The organism is Gordonia sp. BP-119 (genome assembly GCF_016924115.1).
In the GTDB taxonomy this organism is placed as follows: Bacteria; Actinomycetota; Actinomycetes; order Mycobacteriales; family Mycobacteriaceae; genus Gordonia; species Gordonia hongkongensis.
This window is the reverse complement of record NZ_JAFFZF010000040.1, coordinates 21,854-43,123: the sequence shown is the minus strand read 5'-3', so window position 1 is coordinate 43,123 and position 21,270 is coordinate 21,854. Positions and strand designations below refer to the sequence as shown.

The window sequence follows — 21,270 nt, the reverse complement described above, 5'->3', positions numbered from 1 at the left end:
GACATCAGAGCATGGATCGAGACCTGGAACGACAACCCCCGCCCCTACGTGTGGGTCAAGACCGCTGACCAGATCCTCGACTCCATCGCCCACTACTGCACACGAATTAATGACTCAGAACACTAGCTGCCTACGCCGAGGCGGCTCGTATGTCGCAGCCCGAACTGGTGGCTGCGTTGCGAGATCTGCTCGGCGCGCGGCTGGTCGCCTACCTGGGTCGGGTGAGCGAGACCCGGGCGGTGCGGCAATGGGCTGACGGCACCCGCACCATCGCCAACCCCGAGGACGTCGAACGGCTCCGGATCGCCTACCGCGCCGCCCGCCTGATCACCGAACGCGACACCCCCGCCGTCGCACAAGCCTGGTTCCAGGGCCTCAACCCGGTCCTCGACGACCGGGCGCCGGCATTGCTGTTGCGCGACGGCGAGCTCGCCGACGTCGGACCGCAAGTACTCGCCGCCGCCCGCCAATTCGCCGCGGTGGGATGAACCAACCACAGCCTTCGACGATCAGCACCCCGCACGGCCCGATCACCACCAGCATCCGGACTGCCACGCCCATATATCGAGTCGGATACGCGCCCAGCCCGTGGGAGTGGACACCATGGGAGTACGCCACCGACGACCGCTTCGCCGGCCGCTGGGACGACCCCGACGGGGGTGTGGCGCACCTTGTACTGCGCCGACACTCCCCTGGCCTGCTACCTCGAAGTCCTCGCCTTCGCCCGACCCAGCCCACAACTGATCGCCGAGCTCGACGACATCGTCGTCGACGAGGAAGACGAGCAGGACTACCCCGCGCTGCCGCCCGGCCACGTTCCGCGATCGTGGTGCGATCTACGGATGATCGGTCACGGCACCCTGACCGGACGGTTCGCGGTGCCCGCCGACCCGGACAGCCTCGCCACCCTCCGGACGGTGTTTCGGCCGCTCGCGATCCGCTACGGGCTCGATGACCTCGACACCGCCGCGTTGCGGGACGGCCGGCCCCGCGGGCTCACCCAGGCCATCTCCCGCTGGATTTACGCCCTCACCGACCACGGCCATGCAGCGGTCGACGGGATCGAGTTCGACTCCCGACACGGCGACCAGCTGCGCATGTGGGCGCTCTATGAACGCGCCGCCGACCCCGACATCAGCCCCACTCCGGCGTTCTCGACCACTCCCCCATTGACGCCGCGGATCCACAACTGGCCCGCGCCCTGACCCTCTTCGGACTCGAGTGGACTCCACATAACCGGCCTGAAACAGGCTGTGCCGCATCGTCGAACGAGCATGAGGATAGCTCGACCAACCGTGGTGGTCCTACGATCGTCTTCAAGTTCGGGATAGCGAACCTGCACCGCTACGCCGCCCACACCGGTGGACGCCGATTCCCAACCTCGTCTCAGCCGGGATGCCGGCCCGGCAGTTGCGCCAGTTCACGATCGTCGGCTCCCTGGTCGACCAACCTTGTCCGGGTCCGCTCCAACCACGCACGGGCCCACTCCGGGTCGGCCGCGGTCAGCATCCGATACTGTTCTGCCCATATGCGGCGCAGATAGTCGGGCGCGCCGGGCGAGTGCAGCCGATACGACGCCGCTTCGGCGATCGCCACCGCAACCCAGCTCAGAAACTCCTCTGGATCGCTGGACTGCCGGTCGAACATCACCGTGCCGCGTTCGCGGATGATCAAGTGCCACACACCGTCCGAGTCACGCACGCACGAGGGCGTCGCGTCGTCGGGGATGTGACCCAGGCGAGGCACATCGGACGGCTCCGCCGACATCGTCGCCGCGAGATCGGCTATCCGGCTGCGCATCTCGGGGTCGAGCTGGTCGTCGGCGCCCGACGTCATCCGGGGAAGACGCTCTCGAGCACACCCGAACACAGCAACCACTGGGTGTTGACGAAACCGCTTGTCTCGTTGAAACATCCGCGATGGTCCTCGATCAACCCGGGATCGAGGAGCTGCTGGTCGATCTGATATTGAATGCCGCCGCCCGGCTGACCGAAGCCCTTGGCGATACGTCCGATCCACACCTTCACCGGGCGCATGACCACGTACACGTGATAGTTGCAGAACTGAGGGTTGTCTTTGTCGACGAGGTTCTCCGGCGGAAGCGCCCGCCTCTTGTAGTGCGTGCCCGCGGGGGCCAGGAAGCGACCATTGGCGGGACCATAGCGATCTATCCGCTTGTTCGGGTTGAGGGTGGTCACCGACTTCTTGGCGGACCCGTCGGGGTTCAGCGTGTATCCGTCGTGGTCCGGATAGTCCCACTTGTCCCCTTTCCGATACGTCTGCAGGAACTCGCTCGGACTCAGACCCGCGAGCCGGTCGTAACCCCTCAACTGCGGACCCACCGGGGCATCGGTCGCCAGAATCTTCGGACCGAACAGTTCGTCGTTGTACAACAACTGTGCGGAACATCCACCCGCCTCCGGCCCGCCCAGCGATCCGAAGTCCAACGATCTCAGGGGATTCGGTGCGGCCGCCGCGACCCCTCCCCCGGACACCGCCAGCGCAAGACTGAAGAAGATGGCGAGCAGAGCATGGCGACGTTTCATGGCCGCGCCTTTCGATGGGTACGTCCGGAGGTCACGCAGTGCGGAAACTAACCGATCGACGACACGATGGGGCCTGAACTGCAAAGGTCCGACTCAGATTCGACCGGACGTCCCAAAGGGCTACCGCCGACGGTGTTCCGACGGCGGGATGCCGTAGCGCTTCTTGTACGCGGCCGCCAGCCGACTGGGGCTCGAAAAGCCCCATCGCGCAGCAACTTCGGCCACCGTGTCGGTGTTGTCCGGTTCGGTGAGGTCGTGGTGAGCCCGGTCGAGTCGGATGTCCCGCAGCGTCTGGGTCGGACTCGCACCGACGTGTTCGGCGAAGCCCTCCTGCAGTCGTCGGAGGCTCGAGCCGCTCAGTTCGGCCATGTCCGCCAGACGCCAGTCGCGTCCGGGATCGTCGTGCAACGCGTCGAGCACGCGCTTGACCATCCGCGGGCGCAGACCGGTACCCGCCTCTTCCGGAGAGACAGCGAGGAGGAACGCGCTGCTGATCGCGCTCGCCAGCTGCGGTCCGACCAGCGGGTTCGACAGGAGGTCGGCGGGTTCGCGCACCTGAGCCGACAATGCACGCACGAGCCCGAACCATGCCTGTTGGTCGGGTCCGGCGAGATCCAGCTGATCCGGCAGCCGCAACTGTGAACGCAGCGCCGACGCCCGGACCCGGTCGGCCTCACGTTCGAGGTACTCGGCGTCGAACTTCACCCCGACCACGACGCAGTCCGCCGACCACCGGGTGATCGTCGACGGGCGGTCCGCGGTGAAGACCGTGGCCGTCCCCTCCTCGGACGTCGTCTGCACCGATCCGGCGCGCGAGTCCAGGACGCCGCGGACCGGGATGTTGATCTCGTAGGCGCCCGGATAGTCGCAGGAGATGGAGACATCGGTCCCCCAGTTGAGCTTGCCGATCGTGACCGGTCCCAGCTCGACGGTCTGCAGGTTCAGATTCAGCTGATCCGGCGACGACAGCGCGGTCAGCTCATGCGGGAAGTACACCTCTTCGACGGCACGATGCGCCGTCTCCCAGTCGCTGGTCGATGTCGTGCTCCGCATGGACTTCTTCCTCGTACTCCGGTCGCGCAGGGTCGTGCATCTCGATTCAACCCGGTGACACACGACACTCGCCACCCGGTTCGGAGACTGCGATCACATTGCCGCGCGATCGGTGCCGCCGACGCGCGAAGCGTATCGACCGCCCGGTCGGCGGTCCCTAATGTCACCTCGCACCGGGTCGCCGACAACCTGCCGGCCGCCGCCCCCGGCTCTCGAGACGAACACAGCGGAGGAACCCATGACCAGCACCATGTCGTGGATCGACGACATCACGATGACCGAACTCGAACGCAACCCCTACCCCGTCTACGAACGGCTTCGCGCCGAGGCGCCGCTCGCCTATGTCCCGGTTCTCGGGTCGTATGTCGCGACGACCGCGGACATCTGCCGGTCGATCGCCACCAGCCCCGACTTCGAGGCGGTGATCACCAAGGCCGGCGGCCGTACCTTCGGACACCCGGCAGTGATCGGGGTGAACGGTGCGATCCACGACGACCTACGGTCGATGGTCGATCCAGCCCTGCAACCCCAGGAGGTCGACCGGTGGATCGACGACCTCGTCCGGCCGATCGCCCGCCGGTACCTGAGCGACTTCGAGGACGTGGGGCGCGCCGAACTCGTCGCCCAGTACTGCGAACCCGTCAGCGTGCGCGCGCTCGGCGACCTTCTCGGCCTTCAGTCGGTGAGTTCGGACAAGTTGCGCGAATGGTTCCACAAACTGTCGGCGTCGTTCACCAACGCGGGAGTCGACGAGAACGGCGAGTTCACCAACCCGGACGGCTTCGCCGAGGCCGACGCCGCGAAGCTGGAGATCCAGTCGATCGTCAATCCGCTGATCGACAACTGGATCGAGAATCCCGACGACAGCGCGATCTCCCACTGGTTGCACGACGGTATGCCCGAGGGACAGACGCGCGACCGCGACTACATCTACCCGACGCTGTACGTATACCTCCTCGGAGCGATGCAGGAGCCTGGCCACGCCATGGCCTCCACACTGGTCGGCCTCTTCAGCCGGCCGGACCAATTCGAGCAGGTCGTCGACGAGCCGAACCTGATCCCGCGCGCGATCTCGGAGGGCATGCGGTGGACGTCACCGATCTGGTCGGCCACGGCCCGGATCAGTACGAAGGACGTCGAGGTCGCGGGCGTCGACCTACCGGAGGGCTCAGTGGTCCTGATGTCGTACGGTTCGGCCAATCATGACCACTCCGTCTACGAGGCACCGTCGGACTACGACATCACCCGACCGCCGTTGCCGCATCTCGCATTCGGTGCCGGCAACCACGCCTGCGCAGGAATCTACTTCGCCAATCACGTGTGCCGGATCGGACTCGAGGAGCTGTTCGAGTCCATCCCGAACCTCGAGCGCGACAACAGCAGCGACGTCGAGTTCTGGGGTTGGGGTTTCCGCGGGCCGACGTCACTGCACACGGTGTGGGAGGTGTGACGTGTCCGACCCGACGACCCGGCCCGGCCCGACGACCTTCCGAATCGACGCCGGCAACACCTCGGTGACCTGCGGTGACGGACAGCGAGTTCTCGATGCCCTGTTGCGCCAGGGGGTGTGGATTCCCAACTCCTGCAACCAGGGCACCTGCGGCACCTGCAAGGTCCGGGTGATCGACGGCATGGTGACCGCCCCGCCTGCCCCCGACAGTGTCCTGTCCGACGCCGAGCAGCAGCAGGGATACGTGCTGTCGTGTCAGTCGACACCCATCACCGACATCGCCGTCGAACCGCCAGCCGCCGAGTGCGGCGAGCGCCATCACCTGTTGCGCGATGTCGCCGGAACGGTCGGTTCGATCACCGCGGTGGCCGATGACACCGTGTCCATCACGGTGTCACTCGACGAACCGTTCGAGTTCACGGCCGGCCAATACGTCGAGTTGTCGATCCCGGGCACCGGCCAGACCCGGCCGTACTCGATGGCCAACCCGCCCAGCGAATCCGACACTCTCGAGTTCCACGTCCGAAGGCAGCCAGACGGTCTCGCCACCGACCGGTGGATCTTCGATTCCCTGACGGTCGGGGCGGCGGTGTCCATGACGGGACCGTGGGGCGACTTCTGCCATCAGCCGGGCGAACCCGACGTCGGGCTCATCCTGCTCGCCGGGGGCACCGGTCTCGCGCCGCTGAAGTCGATCGCGAGAGCAGTACTCGACGCCGACCCCGATCGTGAGATCCACGTCTACCACGGCGTCCGCACCGAGGCCGAGCTGTACGACGTCGACTTCTGGCGCGCACTCGAGACCGAGCACCCGAATGTCCGGTACACGCCCTGCCTCAGCCGCGAAGAGTGGAGCGGCCGTACCGGTTACGTCGGTGACGCGATGATGGCCGACTTCGACTCCTGCCGCAACCACTCGGCATACCTCTGCGGCCCGCCCGCGATGGTCGAGGCGGGGGTCCGGGCCCTCAAGCGACGACGCATGCCGCCCCGGCGGATCAAGCGGGAGAAGTACACGCCCGCAGCGAGTCTCGTGACCCTCTGAGCCGGCCCGGAGGCACTGTTGTTCCGGTGCCGACGACCAGCTCAGGCCACGTCCTGCACATCCGCCGCCGACGCTCCGGAGATGATGTCGAGGACCCGCGGGTACTCGGGCGCAGTCGAGGTGACCACCGACCCGTGGTTGCCGCCACGGATGAGAACGGCCTCGGCGTCACCGCCGTCACGCACGACGGCGGCGACGTAGCGTTGCGAATTGGCCGGCGCGACCATCCGATCGGCGGTTCCGTGAACGGCGACCACGGGGGTGTCGGGATCGATGTTCTGGATGGGATCGACCATCGTGTACCGCTGCGGGACCTGCGCCGGGGTGCCGCCGAGGGCGGTCACGATCCGGTCGTCGCCATGCGTGGCCGCATAGGTCATGTCGAGTGGACCGGCGAGCGAGACGACCCGCGTCGGCCGGAACAGTGGTCGGGCACCGACCTCGTCGTCCTCCAGCTTGTGCCGGGTGCCGCCCCACACCGCGAGTTGTGCACCCGCGCTGTGCCCGACGATCAGCTCATCGTCGGTGTCGATCTGCGGGAACTGCCGGTCCACGACGACGACGTTATCGAGGGCCGCCGCGACGTCGCGGAACGTCGTCGGCCATCCGCCGCCCGAACCGACTCGGCGGTACTCGATGTTGTAGACGGCCATCCCGCGGCCGGCGAGGTCTTGCGCCAGCGGCTCGAAGATGTCCGCGCCGAGAGCGCTCTGCCACGCACCGCCGTGGATGAGGACCACGAGCGGTATCGAATCGACCCGCTGCTCACCCGCGGGTAGATACAGCTCGGCCCAATTCTGGTCTGTGTCACCGTCATCCGGGGTCGGGTACCGCACCCGCTGAACCGTCACCTCGTCGAGGTACTCGACCGGGGCGGCCGTGGCGCTGCTGCTCGAGGTCGAGACGGGCGTCGTTCCGTCCGCACACGCGGACAGCGCCACCACAGTCGCGGCCAGGACGGCCAGTGCGAGGCGGCCACCGCCCGACGTATTCCTCACCGCATGCTCAGGGGCACAGGGGTGATCGACGGACCGCTACGAACGGTCGCCGGGACCGGTCCGAACCCGGGCCACAGGTTCACCGGCACCGTGACCGTCGCGCCCGCGGGCAGCGAGATCGACGTCGGGCTGAGGGCGATCCGATCGGTGAAGGTGTCCCTGCGTTCGACCTCCAGACGCAGTCGCTGCGCCCGTCCCTCCGACCGGACGGTGACACCGGTACTCGCGGTCCCGACCGACACCACCGAACCCGGGCCGACGGCCAGCTGGCTGGTCTCGGTCGACAACGAGCGCAGCGAATCCTCGGTCGCGACCTGGAACTCCGCGGTCGACGGCGCCGACGAGGTCACCCGCATGCCGTGCCGGGTCGGGTCGGCGTCGATGGCCGCCACCGCGCCGGCGGGTACTTCGAGATCACCCATCGCCACCACACCGCCGGCGCTGAGCACCGTGGCGTCGATGTCCGCGGTGCGACCCGCCTCCACCCCGTCCACGATGATCCGGAACGTGCGGTTCGCGGGCACCGTGAACGTGGCGGTGTTGTCGTTGTTGAACAGGATCTTCTTGTCCACGCCCGGGATCGCGCGACCCGCCGGGTCGGTCACCCGCACATCCCAGTCGACGTCGCCGGCGCCGCGGGCGCCACCGTTGTTGTCCGAGACGATGACCACGGTATCGTCACTGCGCAGTTCCGGATCCTGGTGACGTGCCAGGATCGGCGCCAACGGGACGAGCATCATCTTGTTGAGCGGGGAGCCCTGGAACAGCAGGGTCGGCTCCGACGGATTGGTCGCGGTCGAGTAGTACCAACTGTTCGCGGCGGGGTCGGCGACGATCATCTTCTCGACACCGGGGAAGTTGTTGTCGTACACGACGATGCCGCGCTTGCCCTGCCCGAGGTCGCGGATCGCGATCGGGTTGATGGCGTGTCCGGCGCTCTGTTCCTCGTCGGTGTAGATCGCCAAGACGTAGTTGTCGTTGCGCGCCCACGCCGACCGCAGACGGGACAGTGCCTGGGTGACCGTGACCTCGGACTGCGCCAGGTCGGTGGGCGGGAACCCCTGGGTGATGAACATCCGCGCGATGAGTTCGTCGAGCGGTGTCGACGGGCGGATGCTGTAGACGGACTGCCACGGCATCGCCAACGGGAACGGGTTCAGACGCTTGGTGGCATACAGTCCGGCGAGTGCGGCCATTCCGAAACAGTGCCCGCCCGCCATCGACTCGTTGAATTCCTGCTGCACGAGTTCGGCCACCGTCGTCGGCGAACACACCCCGAGCACGATGCGGGCGCAGACCTCGTCACCGAAGACGGCACGCATGCCCTCGATGCTCAGGCCGCGGGTGTGCAGCGCATCATTCGGTCCCCAGTTCTCGAACGAGAAACCGTCTCGCCGGACCTGGAAATCGGCGTGCGCGACGACCTTTCCGGCCTGAGGGTTCACCACCGGCGCCGCCGCGGACGGTCCGGACGAGACGATGGACAGACCTGCGGCCACGACCAGCACAAGCGCTGCCGCGGCGAGTCGGATCTGCCATCGATTTCCGCGTGCGCCAGTGAGCATTGCTAAACATTAGCTGACATTCCCGGCGTCGCCGGACGAGCTGACCAATTCGCGCAATGATCCCGGTAATGCGTCCCGAAATCGTCGCTCAGCTCTTTCCGAAATCGCACCGGGAATGTGTGTACAAAAGGTCGACTCCCGACACAGCACACCGCCGGCCGCTCGGGAGAGCGACCGGCGGCTCGGTACCGGATGGGTCGGGTCAGCTGTAGAACGTGACGGTCTTGGTCTCGGTCGTCCCGGGCTCACCCCAGTAACCGCGGTTGACAACCCTGTACGGGGTGTCCCCTCGAGCAGACTTCACCGAGCCTTCACCCGGGGTTCGTCGGTGATCCCCGCGCGTCAACCCCGGGCCCGCCGGAGTTCGCCGGAATCTCCCCCGGATGTCCGCAGGTGGCCTACTTGACGCCCGAGAACACGTACTGCAGGACCGCAAGTGCCAGCTCGTTGTCCTGAATCGCCTGCCACAAGATGGTGTCCACCATGTCTGTCTCCATTTCGATGTCCGCGTGAGGTGTCGGGTCCGGCACGCCAGGCGGGAACCGTGGAGTCCCCCGACCCGGCGTCACCGATCTTACGTCGAGTCCCGGGCCGGGCTCGTGCCACCGGGCCCAGGGTGGCGTCCGGATTCACGTCCCTTCGACCGTGGGCCTCACTTCGACGGCACATCACGCCGTGCGGCGTCCCGCCACGCGCCGCTCTGACGCATCGGCCTCCGCGATCGCGAGGCGAAGCATCTCGGCGAAGCGGCGCCAGTACGCGGCCTCGTCGTCGTGGAACCGAATGGTCCGAGGGTCCGCGGCCGCCAGTCGGGCGCTGTTTGCCCGGCTTTGCCAGCGCTCCCATTGGTCCTCGCACACCTCGAGGTAACCGGCGAGGGTGGCGGCGTCGTGGTTTCTCAGTGCGGCGTTCCTGCTCGGCATCGAAGTCCCCTCGTCGGCGTGGTTCGGTCACACGCTATGCCGGGGGTACGACAATTCCGTTCGCGCTGGTGAGCGAAAAGCGCCCCGGACTTCGACCAGAAGCGACTCATCGGCGACGTATCGTCCTCACCGCCTGGAGCGGCGGTCTCGGGGTCAGCCGACGGTCTTCACCGGTATCCCCATCCGCTGCGCGCGACGAATCATGGTGACCGCGTTGTCGATCGCGGCGCACCCTGGGTCGTTGTTGAAGTAGACGTAGACATCGCAGGAGTCGTCGTACGTCTCGGTCAGACGGCGCAACCAGCTGTCGATCGCTCGGGTTCCGTAACTCATCGGACGCCGCGCCGTTCCATCGTGCAGCCGTAGATAGCCGAAATCGCCTGTGCGCCAGAGCGGATTGAGTATCCGGTTCTTGCGGTCGGCCCAGCAAAGCGTCGCATTGTGCCGTTCGAGGACCGACCTGACGTCGTCGGTCCACCAGGACTCGTGCCGGGGTTTGACGGCGACCTGGACCGTCTTCGGGAACAAGGAGAGCGTCTCGTCCAGCGCGTCGGGTGCGGCGCGGAGGTTGGGCGGCAGCTGCAGGAGTACCGGTCCCAACCGCCCGTCGAGACCCGCCGAGCGATCGAGGAACCGCTGGACCGGTTCGGCCGGCTCGTTGAGCCGTTTGATGTGCCCCAGATAGCGACTCATCTTCGCGGCCATCCGGAAGTCGGCGGGGACCGTCTCGGCCCAGCGCTCGAACGCCTTCCGCTCGGGCAACCGGTAGAAGGTGTTGTTGACCTCGGCGGTCGGGAACCGCTGCGCGTAGTAGTCCAACCACAACCGTTGCGGGAGCTTCTCGGGATAGAAGGCACCGCGCCAGTCCCGGTACTGCCAGCCGGAGGTACCGATGAACAGCATCGCGCAACTATCCGTTCGGGACGGGGCTACGAATCCCGTCCACGACGAGTACCCGGTATGCGCGTGGGTGTCGACTCACGGCTCGTGGGTACCCGTCGGTGGCACATGCCAATCACCGAGACGGGAGTACACATGACCAAGCTGGCGATCATCTACTACTCGGCCACCGGACACGGCACTGCGATGGCACAGGTGCTGTCGGATGCCGCTGAATCCGCCGGTGCCGAGGTCCGAGTCCGCCACATTGCCGAAACCCGGGACCCGCAGACGTTCGCCGAGAACCCGGCCTGGTCGGCCAACTACGAGGCCACCAAGGACCTACCCGCCGCGACCGGCGACGACATCGTCTGGGCAGACGGCGTCATCTTCGGGAGCCCGACGCGGTTCGGCAGCACGGCTTCGCCGTTCCAGACATACATCGACTCTCTCGGGGGACTGTGGGCCGAGGGCAAGCTCGCCGACAAGGCCTACGCCGCCTACACCTCCAGCAACACCGCCCACGGCGGGCAAGAGACTACCCTCACCGCTCTCTACACATCGCTGATGCACTTCGGCGGCATCCTCGTCCCGCCCGGGTACACGGACGGACTGAAGTTCGCCGACGGCAACCCGTACGGCGTCTCCCATGTCACGGGTCCGGAGAACAAGAACGAGCTCGACGACGCGACGAAGGCCGCGCTCGAACACATGGCGCAGCGGGTGGTGCGGATCGCGGGCCTCCTCGCTGCCTGATAGTCGTCGCTCACGAGATCCGTTCCCGCTCAGCCGTTTGGTTCGGGCGGGGACGGATCTTGTGAGCGCGCGGTCGCCGTAATCGAGTTGACAGCGAAGGTTCGGCGGTTCACCATCGGTCCTCGTGTCTGTCAGTGTGTCGCCCTCCGGGCGTGAGGAGGTCGTCGGCGTCGTGCGCGCCGACGGTTGATTAACCCGCTCCGATCGGCGCGCGTCCCCGCAGTTGTGGACCGCGCCGGTCGAATCGTGCACTCTTTTTCCTCCTCCGTCACCTGAGGTGTATCCACTCATGCATTCCTTGACCGAAACCCAGATCCGTTCGTCGTTCGTCAACGCCTCGCTGCGCGAACGCAAGAGCGTGACCCTTCCACCCGACTTCGACGACTTCGACTGGGAGCGAATCGATTTCGTCGGCTGGCGCGACCCGAAACTACCGATGGTCGGATACGTGGTCATCCCGACCGACGACGACGTCGTGGGCATCATGCTCCGTCTCGGTGGCCGCCAGCCGCGAACCCGGCCCCTGTGCTCGTTCTGCGAGGACGTGCACCTGCCCAACGAGGTCGCCTTCTTCAGTGCGAAACTCGCCGGCGCCGCGGGACGCAAGGGCAACACGGTCGGGACGTTGATCTGCTCGAACTTCGAGTGTTCGGCGAACGTCCGCGCCAAGCCGTCGGCCATCTTCTCCACAGACGACCCCGAAACCGTTCGGCAACAACGCATTCAGGCATTGCGGAGCCACCTCTCCGGCTTCGCAGCGCGGGTGGCGAGCGGCGACAGCTGACGCGCGCCACTGCTCCCCGAGCTGAGAGCCGCCGAAGTTTACGGAGCCGTGTCATCCCGCCCCTGAGCAGCGAGCTTGCGAGCGTATCCCCCGCGCCCTGAGGAGCGAGCTTGCGAGCGGACCCCCGCACCCTGAGGAGCGAGCTTGCGAGCGGACCCCCGCACCCTGAGGAGCGAGCTTGCGAGCGGACCCCCGCACCCTGAGGAGCGAGCTTGCGAGCGTCACGAAGGGTCTTGGTGAGATGCGTGGCAGACCCTTCGTGACGCGCCCTCCGCAAGCTCCGGGCGCTCCTCAGGGAGCAGAGCGGGACAGTGGTTCCGCGGCTCTTTCGGATCAGGGAGCAGAACGGGCCAGCGGGCCTGCGTGTTTGTCGACTAGAGGGAGCGTGGGGGTGGGACCGGGTGTCCGCTGAGCTTTCGGCCGACGGTCAGAGCGGCGATAGTGGACCCATGACGTCGCTGTTCATCCGAGCGCTGCAGACCCACCAATGGCTCTACGAGCATTCCGGCGGACTCGTCGGCCACCGGCTGCTGATGGGCAATCCCACGCTGCTGCTGCGCACAATCGGCCGCCGCACCGGGGAGGCCAGGTGCAATGCGCTCACCTATGCGCGCGACGGCGAGGCCTACCTGGTGGTCGCGTCGAACGGCGGATCGCCGCGACCACCGGGGTGGCTCGCCAACCTCAAGGCGCACCCCAACGTCGAAGTCCAGGTGGGTCGTCGTCGGATTCAGGTCACCGCGCGGGCGACCTACCCCGATGACCCGGACTACGCCCGGCGCTTCGTTCTCGTCGATGAAGTCAACAAGGGTCGCTACGCCGGCTATCAGAAGAAGACGACGCGCCCACTCGCCATCGTCGAGCTGACGCCGCGCTAACAGCGTGCCGTTCCGATGACTATCGACCGGCCCGCCGGTCGGTATCTGGGAGACAACGTCAACGACCCCCGGGAGAAGCATGCGCACGCTGGCGATCACCCAGAACATGACGCTCGACGGTTCGATCGAGATGTTGACCAACTGGTTCGACCCGACCGTCGAGGCGCCGGACCTCATGGCCGAGTCCCACCGGCAGGACGCCGAGGCCGATGCGCTGCTCGTCGGCCGGCAGACCTTCGAGGACTTCCGCGGCTTTTGGCCGCACCAGACCGACGACGCCACCGGGATCACCGACTATCTCAACACCGTCGACAAGTACGTGGTGTCGAGCACGATGACCGACCCGGCGTGGCAGAACTCGACCGTTCTGTCCGGTGACGTCGTCGACGAGGTGACCGCGCTGAAGAAGACCGACGGCAAGGACATCGTCGTGACCGGCAGCATCAGCCTCTGCCACACGCTGATCGAAGCCGGTCTGGTCGACGAGTACCGACTGTTCGTCTACCCGACCGTCCAGGGGTCGGGACGGCGTCTGTTCCCGGACGGCCTGGAGATCCCGACACTGCGGCTCGTCGACACCAAGAGTTTCGAGCTGGGCGTCTCGCTGCTGCGCTACCGGACGGTGTGACCCGATTCAGGCGGGGTCGGAGTTGATCTCCGCGAACGCACGGTCGCGGATCGCCGCGAGATCCATCCCGTACGTCAGACCATGAGACTGCTCGTACTCCTCCAGCCGCGCAGCCGCCCGGTCGTACAGACGGCGGGCACCGACAGCGTTACCCCGACGGTGGTGCGTCAGTCCGACGCAGAGCTGCGCGAGTCCCTGCCACAGCGGCCGCTCCTCGGGCGGACATGACTTCCACCGGGTCTCGAACACCTCGTGCGCCGAGAACGGCCGCCCCTCTTCGAGCAACTGCCATGCGAGCGCGATCGTCTCGTCGGGCGGCAACGGTTCCTCGGACACCGGCTCGACGCCCGGCGCGCCATACGGCAACGGCCTGCCCAACTCGTCGCGCGGCCGGGCCTGGCGCGCGCGACCGTCGGGGTCGCGGTCGCGGGCCTTGTCCATGGATCACCTCCGGTTCGTCGCGACCGCCAGAACTGGCGTCGCTCACCCATTCAGCATGACGACATCGCCCGTCCTGCCGCGCACACTCTCCTCACAACGCGGAAGGAGTGACGATGACCAGAGAGCTCGGCCCGGTCGACTACGTCGTGGTGGAACTCCCGGCGGGTGCATCGTCCGTAGACAGGTACGTGCACGTCGAACTCGCCGGGCTGGTCGACAACCACCTCGTCCGGGTGCTGGATCTGCTCGTCGTCAGCCGCCGCGCGGACGGAACCGTCGCGATTGCGGAATTCGAGGACTCTGACCTGGACGAGCTCGACTCACTCGGCAGTTCCATGATCGAGTTGCTCTCCCTCGAGGACGTCGAGAACCTCGCCATGGCCATCTCACCGGGCGGCTCCGGTCTCGCCATCGTCTGGGAGTACATCTGCACCGCATCGTTCTTCTCGGCGGTGGCGTCGGCCGGCGGTCACGTCACCGCGCACGGACGAATACCTGAACGAGCCATCGTCGCATCGCTGCGCGCCGCCAGGGAGTCGTCGTGAACGACTTCGTCATCGACTGCGCTACAACAGGTTATGTTCTCTGGCACGGTCGACGGCATCCCGGCGCGACGACACCCCCAACTTGCGGTAGATCGCCTGCTGGTGGGTCTTGACCGTGTTGACCGACACGAACAGATCCGCGGCGATCTCTGCCGCCTTGTACATCGTCGGCAGGTACCGGAGAATCACCAACTCGCGTTCGGTCAACGCTTCGCCGACCGGTTCGGCGACGTCGAGATCGCCGGTCTGCGGGGCATCGTCGCCGAGGACTCCGAGCAGATCGAGAGCGAAACCGAGATCGACGTGCGGTCCGGCGATCCGGACATGCCGGGCGAGCAGCACCCGTGCGGGTTCGCCCATCGCCGCGAACGGACGGACCTGACCGACCTCGGCCGCCAGCGCGACCGCAGCAGCCATCTGATCGAGCGCATCGGATTCACGACGGAGTTGATGAGCCGCGACCGCCCACAGCACCCCGGCGTCGACCGCCTGCAACCGGAACGGCGCGTAGTCGGTCAACCGGCCCAACTGCGCAATCGTGTCAGCCGGCCTGCCGAGCTCAAAGAAGGCCCTGGCACGAGTGGTTCGCCGGAGCACATCCGGGTAGGCGCCGACCGATCGCGTACCCGAGAAGTCGTGGCCATCATCGAACGGTGCCCGCGCGACCGAAGCGGCGTCACCTGCGAGGATGGCCACTTCCGCCGCGACCACGGCACACCAACTGCGCAGGAGCGGCGGCAGCGGGCCACATCGTTCGACGACCACCGCCATCCGACGCTGGGCCGCCCGCGCCGCGAACGCGTCCCGACGCGAGACGGCGACGCCCACCGACGCGATCTCCACCAGCAACAACGCCGCACTGTCGGGGGCCTGCCCGACAATTCGGCGAGCCGCGTCGATGGCGGCGTCGGCGACATCGAGCTCGTGACGTTCCAGCAGGAGCAGCGTCTGCGCCGCATACATCGCCATCATCTGGGGTTGCTGCGTCCAACCGCGGCGCCGGGCAGTCGATTCGACGGTCGCAACGCGGTCGGCCGTTCGTGGCAGATCTCCGACGATCAGATCGGTCAACGCCAGGTGCGCCTGCGTCGCCATCGCCATCAACGCCATCCCGGCCGCCTCCGCGGCCGCGTGCGCGCCCTCCAGTTCGGCCGCGGCCCCGCCGAAGTCACCGCGGTGGACCAGTCCCATGGCACGGTTCGCACGAGCGATCAACGCGTAGGCCGGAGCCGCAGGCAGGGTGCTGCCCGATGGTGAGGTCGCCACCCTCGACACTGCTTCGCATCGGGACACCACGTCGTCGACGGCCTCGGCCCGGGCGCGCACCATGGCCGCGAGCGCCAGGATGATCTCCGCGGCAGCCGTCTTCACGTCCTCACGTCGCGCCACCGCGTCGGAGGCCGCCTCCGCGTAATGGAACATGACGCTGAAATCCCGGTCGTGGAACGAGGCGATCACGGAGGCGAGAAGCGTCTCGGCAGTGGGTTGTCGCGCTGCGTGCTCGACCGCGGGCCGCAACGCGGCCGCCAGCTCACCCGCGTGCGGGGACAGCACGAGCGGAACTGCGGATCCACCCAGGACCTCCAGGAGCCCGGCCCAATCCTGCGCCGACGCCAGATGCCGGATCGCCGAGATCGGGTCACCGGTACGACCGAACCAGGCCGCCGCCCGACGATGCAGTTCGGCGGGCGCGTCCGGACTCTCGGCGGCCAGCCGCTCGGCCAACAACTGCCGGAACAGCGGGTGGTAGGCATACCAGTCCCGGCGACCTTCCATTCGAACGGTGAACAGGTTCGCGTCGGCCAGCGATTCGAGGATTCGGCGGCAGTCTGGTCGTAACGTGATCGCCCCGGCCAGTGCCGGATCAAGCGCCTCCGCGACGCTGGTCGCCAGCAGGAACTTGCGGTCCGTCGGCGGGATCTGTTCGAGGACTTCCTCCAACAGGTAGGACGCGATCAGCCGATCGGGTCCTCTCTTCAACCAAGCGCCTAGTCCCGAGGATCCCGCACTCAGCAGCGCGAGTCGTACACCCGCCGCCCAGCCTTCGGTGCGGACCCAGAAGCCGACCAGATCGTCGTCGGACATGGGTTCTGCGCCGGCGAGCTCGGCGAACTGACCCACCTCCCCCCTGGTCATCGTCAGCAGGTCTGCGCCGACCTCGGTGAGACGCCCGTCGAGTTGCAGTCGTCGCAGGTGGAGACGTGGCGTCGTGCGCGAGATGACCACCAGATGGACCTGGTCGGGCTGCGCCGCGATGAAATGCGCGATCGACTCCAGCACGTCGCGATCAGTGATTCGCTGGACATCGTCGAGGACGATGGTCAGCGGCTCCGGATGCGACGCAAGGGCGTCGGCGATGAGGCCGACCTCGGCGGGCCCCAAGTCGTTGCCGGGCACCATCTCGGAGAACGAGCCACCGGCCAGGACATGCGCTGCGGTCAGTGCACCGAGAAGGTCACCCCAGAACGTCGACAATCCGTCGATGTCGCTGACGGCCAGCCACACCGCCCGGTGCCGGTCGCCGCGGGCGGCGAGGTGAGCTGCGACCGCAAGTGTCTTGCCGTATCCGGGTCCCGCCGCGACGACGGTGACGTGGCGCGGTCCCCGAGGTAGCAGGTGCGTGTCGAGCCGGGGCCGCGGGACGAATCCCGGAGGAAGCTCGGGACGGGAGATGCGAAGCCGAAGAGACGGGGGGAGGCGTCGGCTCGCGTCGTTCACCTCGCTGCCCTTCGTCGATTCCCTCGGACCGACGTCATGAGGGTGCCGCAAATAGTAGTCGCGGCGACACGAGCGCGCGCGTAGAAATCGTCCGGTTCGAATGACGACGGCTCGACGACGACGAAGGAGCATCGAGAGCAGCATTCGTCGACCACCGGAGATCTCATGCCCCTTCGTCCCGGCCGGTCCGGCCGTCGGGCCGTCATCGGTCATCCCGTCGTCCGGGTGCTCCCGCACCCGGCATCCGCGGATCTGGTCGACCGATACGCCCGAGGCCTCGCTGCCCAAATGACGCTGCCGCACAACAAATCCGAGACACCGCCATCACCCGAGGGACACAACTGAGCCGCGATACATGCCGCGTCTCACGGTGACCTCCCGACTGCCGGAACTCATACGAGGCGGGTGATCCGATCGGCACCCGAAGACGTCATCCTGACTCCGGGTACCTGCCTCCCGGCTGCCGACACTCATCCTGTTCTGAACCTGGCCCGAAGGAGAGAATTCATGTGGGATTCGTTCTGGGATTTCATCTGGTACACGCTGGTGATCTTCGCGTTCGTCGCTTACCTGATGATTTTGTTCACCATCCTCACCGACCTGTTCCGCGACCGTGAGTTGTCCGGCTGGTGGAAGGCGGTATGGGTCGTGGCGCTGGTCTTCGTGCCGTTCCTGTCCGCGCTCGTGTACCTCATCGCCCGCGGCAGCGGCATGCACACCCGCGCTCTCGACGCGCAGCGGCAACTACAGCAGCAGACCGACGACTACATCCGGTCGGTCGGTCCGAAGTCGTCCGCCGAGCAGATCGCCGACGCGAAAGCGCTCTTGGACTCCGGCGCGATCGACGACAACGAATTCTCCGCGCTCAAGGCCAAAGCACTCGCCTGATCGAGGAGCATTGCCACCCGGCGTGTAGCCGACTCACACAAGGAGTTTCGTCATGACACGGTTGTCCGACGACCTCGCGTCTCTCAGTGCGGACGCGTACACCTACCTCTACTCACTCGTGACGATGGACGTCAGTCGTCGCCAACAGACGGCTCCCGGCGCGTCCGACCGTCCGGGCTTCGGACCCGCCAATCAGTTCCACCATTTGTCGGAGTTCCCGTCGGCCGATTTCCGCGCGGTGGTCCGGCCGAACTTCGACACGCTGTATTCGTCGGCCTGGCTGGATCTGACCGGGGGCCCGGTCATCATCGAGATCCCCGACAGTCAAGACCGCTATTACATGATGCCGATGCTGGACATGTGGACCGACGTCTTCGCCTCCCCTGGCAAACGAACCAGCGGCACCGGCCCTCAGCGGTACGTCGTCGCCCTGCGGGAGCACGACACCTCGCAGATCGACGACGCCGAGGTGATCGTGGCGCCGACTCCCTACGTCTGGGTGATCGGCCGCACCCAGACCAACGGGCCCGCCGACTACGCGTCGGTCAACGAGTTCCAGAAGGGTCTGTCGGTGACTGCTCTGGGGTCGCCGACCACCTCATCCGAGGAACCGGTGGACCCGACTGCCGAGCCGCTGCGCATCGTGAACGCGATGTCGGCCGTCGAGTTCTTCACCCGGGCGGCCGAGGTGTTGAGGGTCGTCCCACCGCACGCCACCGACAACTCCGTGCTGATGCGGATCGCCGGACTCGGACTCGTCCCCGGCCGCAGCTTCGACGCGAGTCGCTTCGGCTCGGACGAGATCGCCGAGATCGAACGGGGAGCGAAGTCGGCTCTCGCGTCCATCGGCGATGTCATGCGCCTCGGCACGGTCGCCAACGGCTGGGAAGTGGTCACGAAATCGATCGGGGTGTACGGCAACGACTATCTGGCGCGATCACAGGTGACTCTGGTGGGGCTGGGCGCGAATCCGCCCGAAGACGCCATCTACCCGCTGTTGTTGACCGACTCCGATGGTCAACCGCTGTCCGGTGAACACGACTACCGACTTCACTTCGCCGCCGGAGAACTACCCCCGGTCGACGCGTTCTGGTCGGTGACCATGTACGACGCCGAGGGCTACCAGGTCGGGAACGAGATCGACCGGTTCGCGATCGGCGACCGCGACAACTTGCGGTTCAACGCCGACGGCTCTTTGGACCTGTACCTCCAGCACGTCAACCCCGGGCCGGAGCTCGTCGACAACTGGTTGCCCACCCCCCGCGGGCCGCTGGGTGTGACGTTGCGCCTGTACGCGCCACAACGGGCGGCGCTCACCGGGGCCTGGACCCCGCCTCCGGTGCGGCGGGTCTGACACGATCCACACCGACGAAAAAGGTCAGGTCGCATGCGACCTGACCTTTTTCATGAGCTCTGCTCTGGTGGGCGAAGGGGGACTTGAACCCCCACGTCCCGAAGGACACTGGCACCTGAAGCCAGCGCGTCTGCCATTCCGCCACTCGCCCGTGGCCACCGGAGTTCCGGTGGGCATGTCGTCGAACTGGGTGTGTCCGGCGACTGGACGACGATAGCAGCACGCCGCCACCGAAACAAAACTCGATCTCCGACGTTGCATTTGCGCACTACGTCGGGTTACGTCAGATGCCGAATACACACCATTGGGACAGGTGTTGCAGACGGTGCACCAGTTGCCTTGGTGGCACAGTTGGCCGTTGATGTCGCTATCATCAAACAAGGCCAGATGCACGGCGACACGCTCTATTGCCGCGAAAGGAGGTCTCGGTGGGGATCCTGCAACGACTGGAACGCAAGCTCGAAGGTGCAGTTGACGACGGTTTTGCCCGTGTCTTCGGTGGTCAGGTGGCCCCGCAGGAGATCGAGAACGGGCTACAGCGAGAAGCCGAGGAGTCGCTCGAGAACCTCGGTGACGGTACGGTCCTTGCGGCCAACAGCTACACCCTGCTGTTCAGTCCCACCGATCATCAGCACATCGCTGCGGAATACGAGCTGAACCGCAAGACTTTCTCGAAGCATTTGGAAAACTTCATCAAGGACAACGGGTGGCAGACCTACGGCAAGGTCGTCGTAGAGTTCGAGCAATCGCCGTCCTTGCACACGGGGATCTTCCGCGCACGCGGCACGGTCAACCCGGACGCGCGGCCCCGCCCGGTGGCAGCACGTTCGGAACAGCCGCACGGTGCACCGGTCCCCGGCCCGCCGGCCGGACGCCCGGCCCCTGTTCCCCCACCTACCGACGCCCCCGACCAAGGAGCCCCCAAGATGACTCAGAATCCCGGATACGACCAGCGCAGGGGCGCCGATCCCGCGTACGACCAGTACGGCCAGGGATCGGGACAGCAGGGCGACCAGGGTTACGGCCAGCAGGGCTACGACCAGTACGGTCAGCAGCCCGGTTACGACCAGGGATACGACCAGCAGGGCTACGACCAGCAAGGCTACGACCAGGGTTACGGCCAGGGTTACGGCCAGCAGCCCGGCTACGGACAGCAGGGTTACAGCCAGCAGGGCTACGACCAGCAGTCCTATGGCCAGCAGCCCGGCTACGGACAGCAGGGATACGACCAGGGCTACGGCCAACAACCCGGCTACGACCAGGGTTATGGCCAGCAGCCCGGCTACGGCCAGCAGGGATACGACCAGGGCTACGGCCAGCAGCCCGCCTACGACCAGGGTTACGGCCAGCAGGGCTATGAGCAGCAGGGCTACGGCCAGCCGGCCTATGGCCAGCAGCCCGCCGGGTACGACTACCAGGGCGGTTACGACCAGGGCTACGGCGCGGGCCGGCCGGCAGCGGGGTACGCCCCGTCGTCGATCACGCTGCTGCTCGAGGACGGCAGCAACCGCACCTTCCAGCTGCACGAGGGATCCAATGTGATCGGCCGCGGACAGGACGCGCAGTTCCGTCTTCCCGACACCGGCGTTTCGCGCCGGCACGTGGAGATCCGCTGGGACGGCGCGACCGCCATGCTCACCGATCTCAACTCGACCAACGGCACCACCGTCAACGACCTCCAGGTGAACACCTGGGAACTCGCCGACGGCGACCGCATCCGCGTCGGACACTCCGACATCACCGTTCGGTTCCAGTAGACCCGCATACGCCGAGCGCACGCCCACCGCGGGCGCGCGGCAGTCGACACCGGCCAGAGACC

Annotated in this window: 21 protein-coding genes, 1 tRNA gene and 1 pseudogene; 13 read left to right on the top strand and 10 right to left on the bottom strand. The window is 66.7% G+C overall.

Annotation, left to right across the window (positions count from 1 at the left end):
- From JW364_RS19645 to JW364_RS19635, 3 genes and pseudogenes are all read left to right on the top strand, one after another.
- Positions 1–126: pseudogene (locus JW364_RS19645) on the top strand (IS630 family transposase); the annotation flags it as partial.
- Positions 127–149: 23 nt separating this feature from the next.
- The gene (locus JW364_RS19640; protein ID WP_033204248.1) at positions 150–488 is read left to right on the top strand and encodes a hypothetical protein; all 339 of its coding nucleotides are present in this window, start codon (positions 150–152) and stop codon (positions 486–488) included.
- Between the two features lie 171 nt (positions 489–659).
- Positions 660–1,205: an RES domain-containing protein gene (locus JW364_RS19635; RefSeq protein WP_223258854.1), complete on the top strand. Its 546-nt coding sequence runs from the start codon at positions 660–662 to the stop codon at positions 1,203–1,205.
- 181 nt (positions 1,206–1,386) lie between these two features.
- Here the strand turns inward: JW364_RS19635 and JW364_RS19630 are convergent, their stop codons facing one another.
- From JW364_RS19630 to JW364_RS19620, 3 genes are all read right to left on the bottom strand, one after another.
- Positions 1,387–1,836, bottom strand: coding sequence for an Imm63 family immunity protein (locus tag JW364_RS19630; protein ID WP_058253051.1), 450 nt, complete (start codon positions 1,834–1,836; stop codon positions 1,387–1,389).
- A complete protein-coding gene (locus JW364_RS19625; protein ID WP_058253050.1) occupies positions 1,833–2,546 on the bottom strand; it encodes a TNT domain-containing protein in 714 nt (237 codons plus the stop codon). The genes JW364_RS19630 and JW364_RS19625 overlap by 4 nt, the downstream gene beginning before the upstream one ends.
- 120 nt (positions 2,547–2,666) lie before the next feature.
- On the bottom strand, positions 2,667–3,599 hold the full coding sequence (locus tag JW364_RS19620; RefSeq protein WP_058253049.1) for an AraC family transcriptional regulator: 933 nt from the start codon (positions 3,597–3,599) through the stop codon (positions 2,667–2,669).
- A gap of 238 nt (positions 3,600–3,837) precedes the next feature.
- Here JW364_RS19620 and JW364_RS19615 point away from each other — a divergent pair, with 238 nt between their 5' ends.
- Both JW364_RS19615 and JW364_RS19610 read left to right on the top strand, forming a co-directional pair.
- Positions 3,838–5,049, top strand: a complete 1,212-nt coding sequence (locus JW364_RS19615; protein WP_004020850.1) for a cytochrome P450 — start codon at positions 3,838–3,840, stop codon at positions 5,047–5,049.
- Between the two features lies 1 nt (position 5,050).
- Positions 5,051–6,094 carry a 2Fe-2S iron-sulfur cluster-binding protein gene (locus JW364_RS19610; RefSeq protein ID WP_065632050.1) on the top strand — a complete coding sequence of 348 codons (1,044 nt, stop codon included), beginning with the start codon at positions 5,051–5,053 and terminating at the stop codon, positions 6,092–6,094.
- A gap of 41 nt (positions 6,095–6,135) precedes the next feature.
- Here the strand turns inward: JW364_RS19610 and JW364_RS19605 are convergent, their stop codons facing one another.
- The 4 genes from JW364_RS19605 to JW364_RS19590 form a co-directional block, all read right to left on the bottom strand.
- Positions 6,136–7,092 carry an alpha/beta hydrolase family protein gene (locus JW364_RS19605; RefSeq protein ID WP_374100856.1) on the bottom strand — a complete coding sequence of 319 codons (957 nt, stop codon included), beginning with the start codon at positions 7,090–7,092 and terminating at the stop codon, positions 6,136–6,138.
- Positions 7,089–8,657 (bottom strand): hypothetical protein, encoded by a 1,569-nt coding sequence (locus tag JW364_RS19600; RefSeq protein ID WP_068970399.1) that lies wholly within the window; start codon positions 8,655–8,657, stop codon positions 7,089–7,091. The genes JW364_RS19605 and JW364_RS19600 overlap by 4 nt, the downstream gene beginning before the upstream one ends.
- 668 nt (positions 8,658–9,325) lie before the next feature.
- Positions 9,326–9,580 (bottom strand): hypothetical protein, encoded by a 255-nt coding sequence (locus tag JW364_RS19595; RefSeq protein WP_068970398.1) that lies wholly within the window; start codon positions 9,578–9,580, stop codon positions 9,326–9,328.
- Positions 9,581–9,733: 153 nt separating this feature from the next.
- Complete coding sequence (locus JW364_RS19590) at positions 9,734–10,483, bottom strand: DUF72 domain-containing protein (protein ID WP_068970397.1); 750 nt, start codon at positions 10,481–10,483, stop codon at positions 9,734–9,736.
- 132 nt (positions 10,484–10,615) lie between these two features.
- On the opposite strand from JW364_RS19590, the gene wrbA reads away from it, so the two are divergent.
- From wrbA to JW364_RS19570, 4 genes are all read left to right on the top strand, one after another.
- Positions 10,616–11,215 carry an NAD(P)H:quinone oxidoreductase gene (gene wrbA, locus JW364_RS19585; RefSeq protein ID WP_058253059.1) on the top strand — a complete coding sequence of 200 codons (600 nt, stop codon included), beginning with the start codon at positions 10,616–10,618 and terminating at the stop codon, positions 11,213–11,215.
- A 289-nt stretch (positions 11,216–11,504) separates the two neighbouring features.
- On the top strand, positions 11,505–11,999 hold the full coding sequence (locus JW364_RS19580; protein WP_065630688.1) for an FBP domain-containing protein: 495 nt from the start codon (positions 11,505–11,507) through the stop codon (positions 11,997–11,999).
- A gap of 449 nt (positions 12,000–12,448) precedes the next feature.
- On the top strand, positions 12,449–12,877 hold the full coding sequence (locus JW364_RS19575; RefSeq protein ID WP_065630635.1) for a nitroreductase family deazaflavin-dependent oxidoreductase: 429 nt from the start codon (positions 12,449–12,451) through the stop codon (positions 12,875–12,877).
- A gap of 79 nt (positions 12,878–12,956) precedes the next feature.
- A complete protein-coding gene (locus tag JW364_RS19570; RefSeq protein ID WP_065630636.1) occupies positions 12,957–13,505 on the top strand; it encodes a dihydrofolate reductase family protein in 549 nt (182 codons plus the stop codon).
- A 6-nt stretch (positions 13,506–13,511) separates the two neighbouring features.
- Here JW364_RS19570 and JW364_RS19565 read toward each other — a convergent pair whose 3' ends face one another.
- On the bottom strand, positions 13,512–13,946 hold the full coding sequence (locus JW364_RS19565; RefSeq protein WP_065630637.1) for a DUF309 domain-containing protein: 435 nt from the start codon (positions 13,944–13,946) through the stop codon (positions 13,512–13,514).
- A 113-nt stretch (positions 13,947–14,059) separates the two neighbouring features.
- Between JW364_RS19565 and JW364_RS19560 the strand changes: the two genes are divergently transcribed.
- A complete protein-coding gene (locus tag JW364_RS19560) occupies positions 14,060–14,491 on the top strand; it encodes a DUF6325 family protein (RefSeq protein WP_068970529.1) in 432 nt (143 codons plus the stop codon).
- Positions 14,492–14,512: 21 nt separating this feature from the next.
- On the opposite strand, the gene JW364_RS24555 is transcribed toward JW364_RS19560, so the two are convergent.
- Complete coding sequence (locus tag JW364_RS24555; RefSeq protein ID WP_277244425.1) at positions 14,513–17,209, bottom strand: LuxR C-terminal-related transcriptional regulator; 2,697 nt, start codon at positions 17,207–17,209, stop codon at positions 14,513–14,515.
- A 507-nt stretch (positions 17,210–17,716) separates the two neighbouring features.
- Here JW364_RS24555 and JW364_RS19550 point away from each other — a divergent pair.
- Positions 17,717–18,097 carry an SHOCT domain-containing protein gene (locus JW364_RS19550; protein WP_068970527.1) on the top strand — a complete coding sequence of 127 codons (381 nt, stop codon included), beginning with the start codon at positions 17,717–17,719 and terminating at the stop codon, positions 18,095–18,097.
- A gap of 52 nt (positions 18,098–18,149) precedes the next feature.
- Complete coding sequence (locus JW364_RS19545; protein ID WP_068970526.1) at positions 18,150–19,451, top strand: DUF1254 domain-containing protein; 1,302 nt, start codon at positions 18,150–18,152, stop codon at positions 19,449–19,451.
- Positions 19,452–19,516: 65 nt separating this feature from the next.
- On the opposite strand, the gene JW364_RS19540 is transcribed toward JW364_RS19545, so the two are convergent.
- A tRNA-Leu gene (locus JW364_RS19540) sits at positions 19,517–19,602 on the bottom strand.
- 277 nt (positions 19,603–19,879) lie between these two features.
- Between JW364_RS19540 and JW364_RS19535 the strand changes: the two genes are divergently transcribed.
- Positions 19,880–21,208 carry a DUF3662 and FHA domain-containing protein gene (locus tag JW364_RS19535; RefSeq protein WP_165629289.1) on the top strand — a complete coding sequence of 443 codons (1,329 nt, stop codon included), beginning with the start codon at positions 19,880–19,882 and terminating at the stop codon, positions 21,206–21,208.
- The last annotated feature ends 62 nt before the right edge of the window (positions 21,209–21,270 follow it).

What these genes read in the sequence shown, in the direction of transcription:
- JW364_RS19565 (WP_065630637.1), bottom strand. Translation starts at nt 13,946, where the DNA reads ATGGACAAGGCCCGCGACCGCGACCCCGACGGTCGCGCGCGCCAGGCC.
- JW364_RS19550 (WP_068970527.1), top strand. Translation starts at nt 17,717, where the DNA reads ATGTGGGATTCGTTCTGGGATTTCATCTGGTACACGCTGGTGATCTTC.
- wrbA (WP_058253059.1), top strand. Translation starts at nt 10,616, where the DNA reads ATGACCAAGCTGGCGATCATCTACTACTCGGCCACCGGACACGGCACT.
- JW364_RS19595 (WP_068970398.1), bottom strand. Translation starts at nt 9,580, where the DNA reads ATGCCGAGCAGGAACGCCGCACTGAGAAACCACGACGCCGCCACCCTC.
- JW364_RS19625 (WP_058253050.1), bottom strand. Translation starts at nt 2,546, where the DNA reads ATGAAACGTCGCCATGCTCTGCTCGCCATCTTCTTCAGTCTTGCGCTG.
- JW364_RS19575 (WP_065630635.1), top strand. Translation starts at nt 12,449, where the DNA reads ATGACGTCGCTGTTCATCCGAGCGCTGCAGACCCACCAATGGCTCTAC.
- JW364_RS19590 (WP_068970397.1), bottom strand. Translation starts at nt 10,483, where the DNA reads ATGCTGTTCATCGGTACCTCCGGCTGGCAGTACCGGGACTGGCGCGGT.
- JW364_RS19580 (WP_065630688.1), top strand. Translation starts at nt 11,505, where the DNA reads ATGCATTCCTTGACCGAAACCCAGATCCGTTCGTCGTTCGTCAACGCC.
- JW364_RS19620 (WP_058253049.1), bottom strand. Translation starts at nt 3,599, where the DNA reads ATGCGGAGCACGACATCGACCAGCGACTGGGAGACGGCGCATCGTGCC.
- JW364_RS19640 (WP_033204248.1), top strand. Translation starts at nt 150, where the DNA reads ATGTCGCAGCCCGAACTGGTGGCTGCGTTGCGAGATCTGCTCGGCGCG.
- JW364_RS19570 (WP_065630636.1), top strand. Translation starts at nt 12,957, where the DNA reads ATGCGCACGCTGGCGATCACCCAGAACATGACGCTCGACGGTTCGATC.
- JW364_RS19630 (WP_058253051.1), bottom strand. Translation starts at nt 1,836, where the DNA reads ATGACGTCGGGCGCCGACGACCAGCTCGACCCCGAGATGCGCAGCCGG.
- JW364_RS19615 (WP_004020850.1), top strand. Translation starts at nt 3,838, where the DNA reads ATGACCAGCACCATGTCGTGGATCGACGACATCACGATGACCGAACTC.
- JW364_RS19560 (WP_068970529.1), top strand. Translation starts at nt 14,060, where the DNA reads ATGACCAGAGAGCTCGGCCCGGTCGACTACGTCGTGGTGGAACTCCCG.
- JW364_RS19600 (WP_068970399.1), bottom strand. Translation starts at nt 8,657, where the DNA reads ATGCTCACTGGCGCACGCGGAAATCGATGGCAGATCCGACTCGCCGCG.
- JW364_RS19545 (WP_068970526.1), top strand. Translation starts at nt 18,150, where the DNA reads ATGACACGGTTGTCCGACGACCTCGCGTCTCTCAGTGCGGACGCGTAC.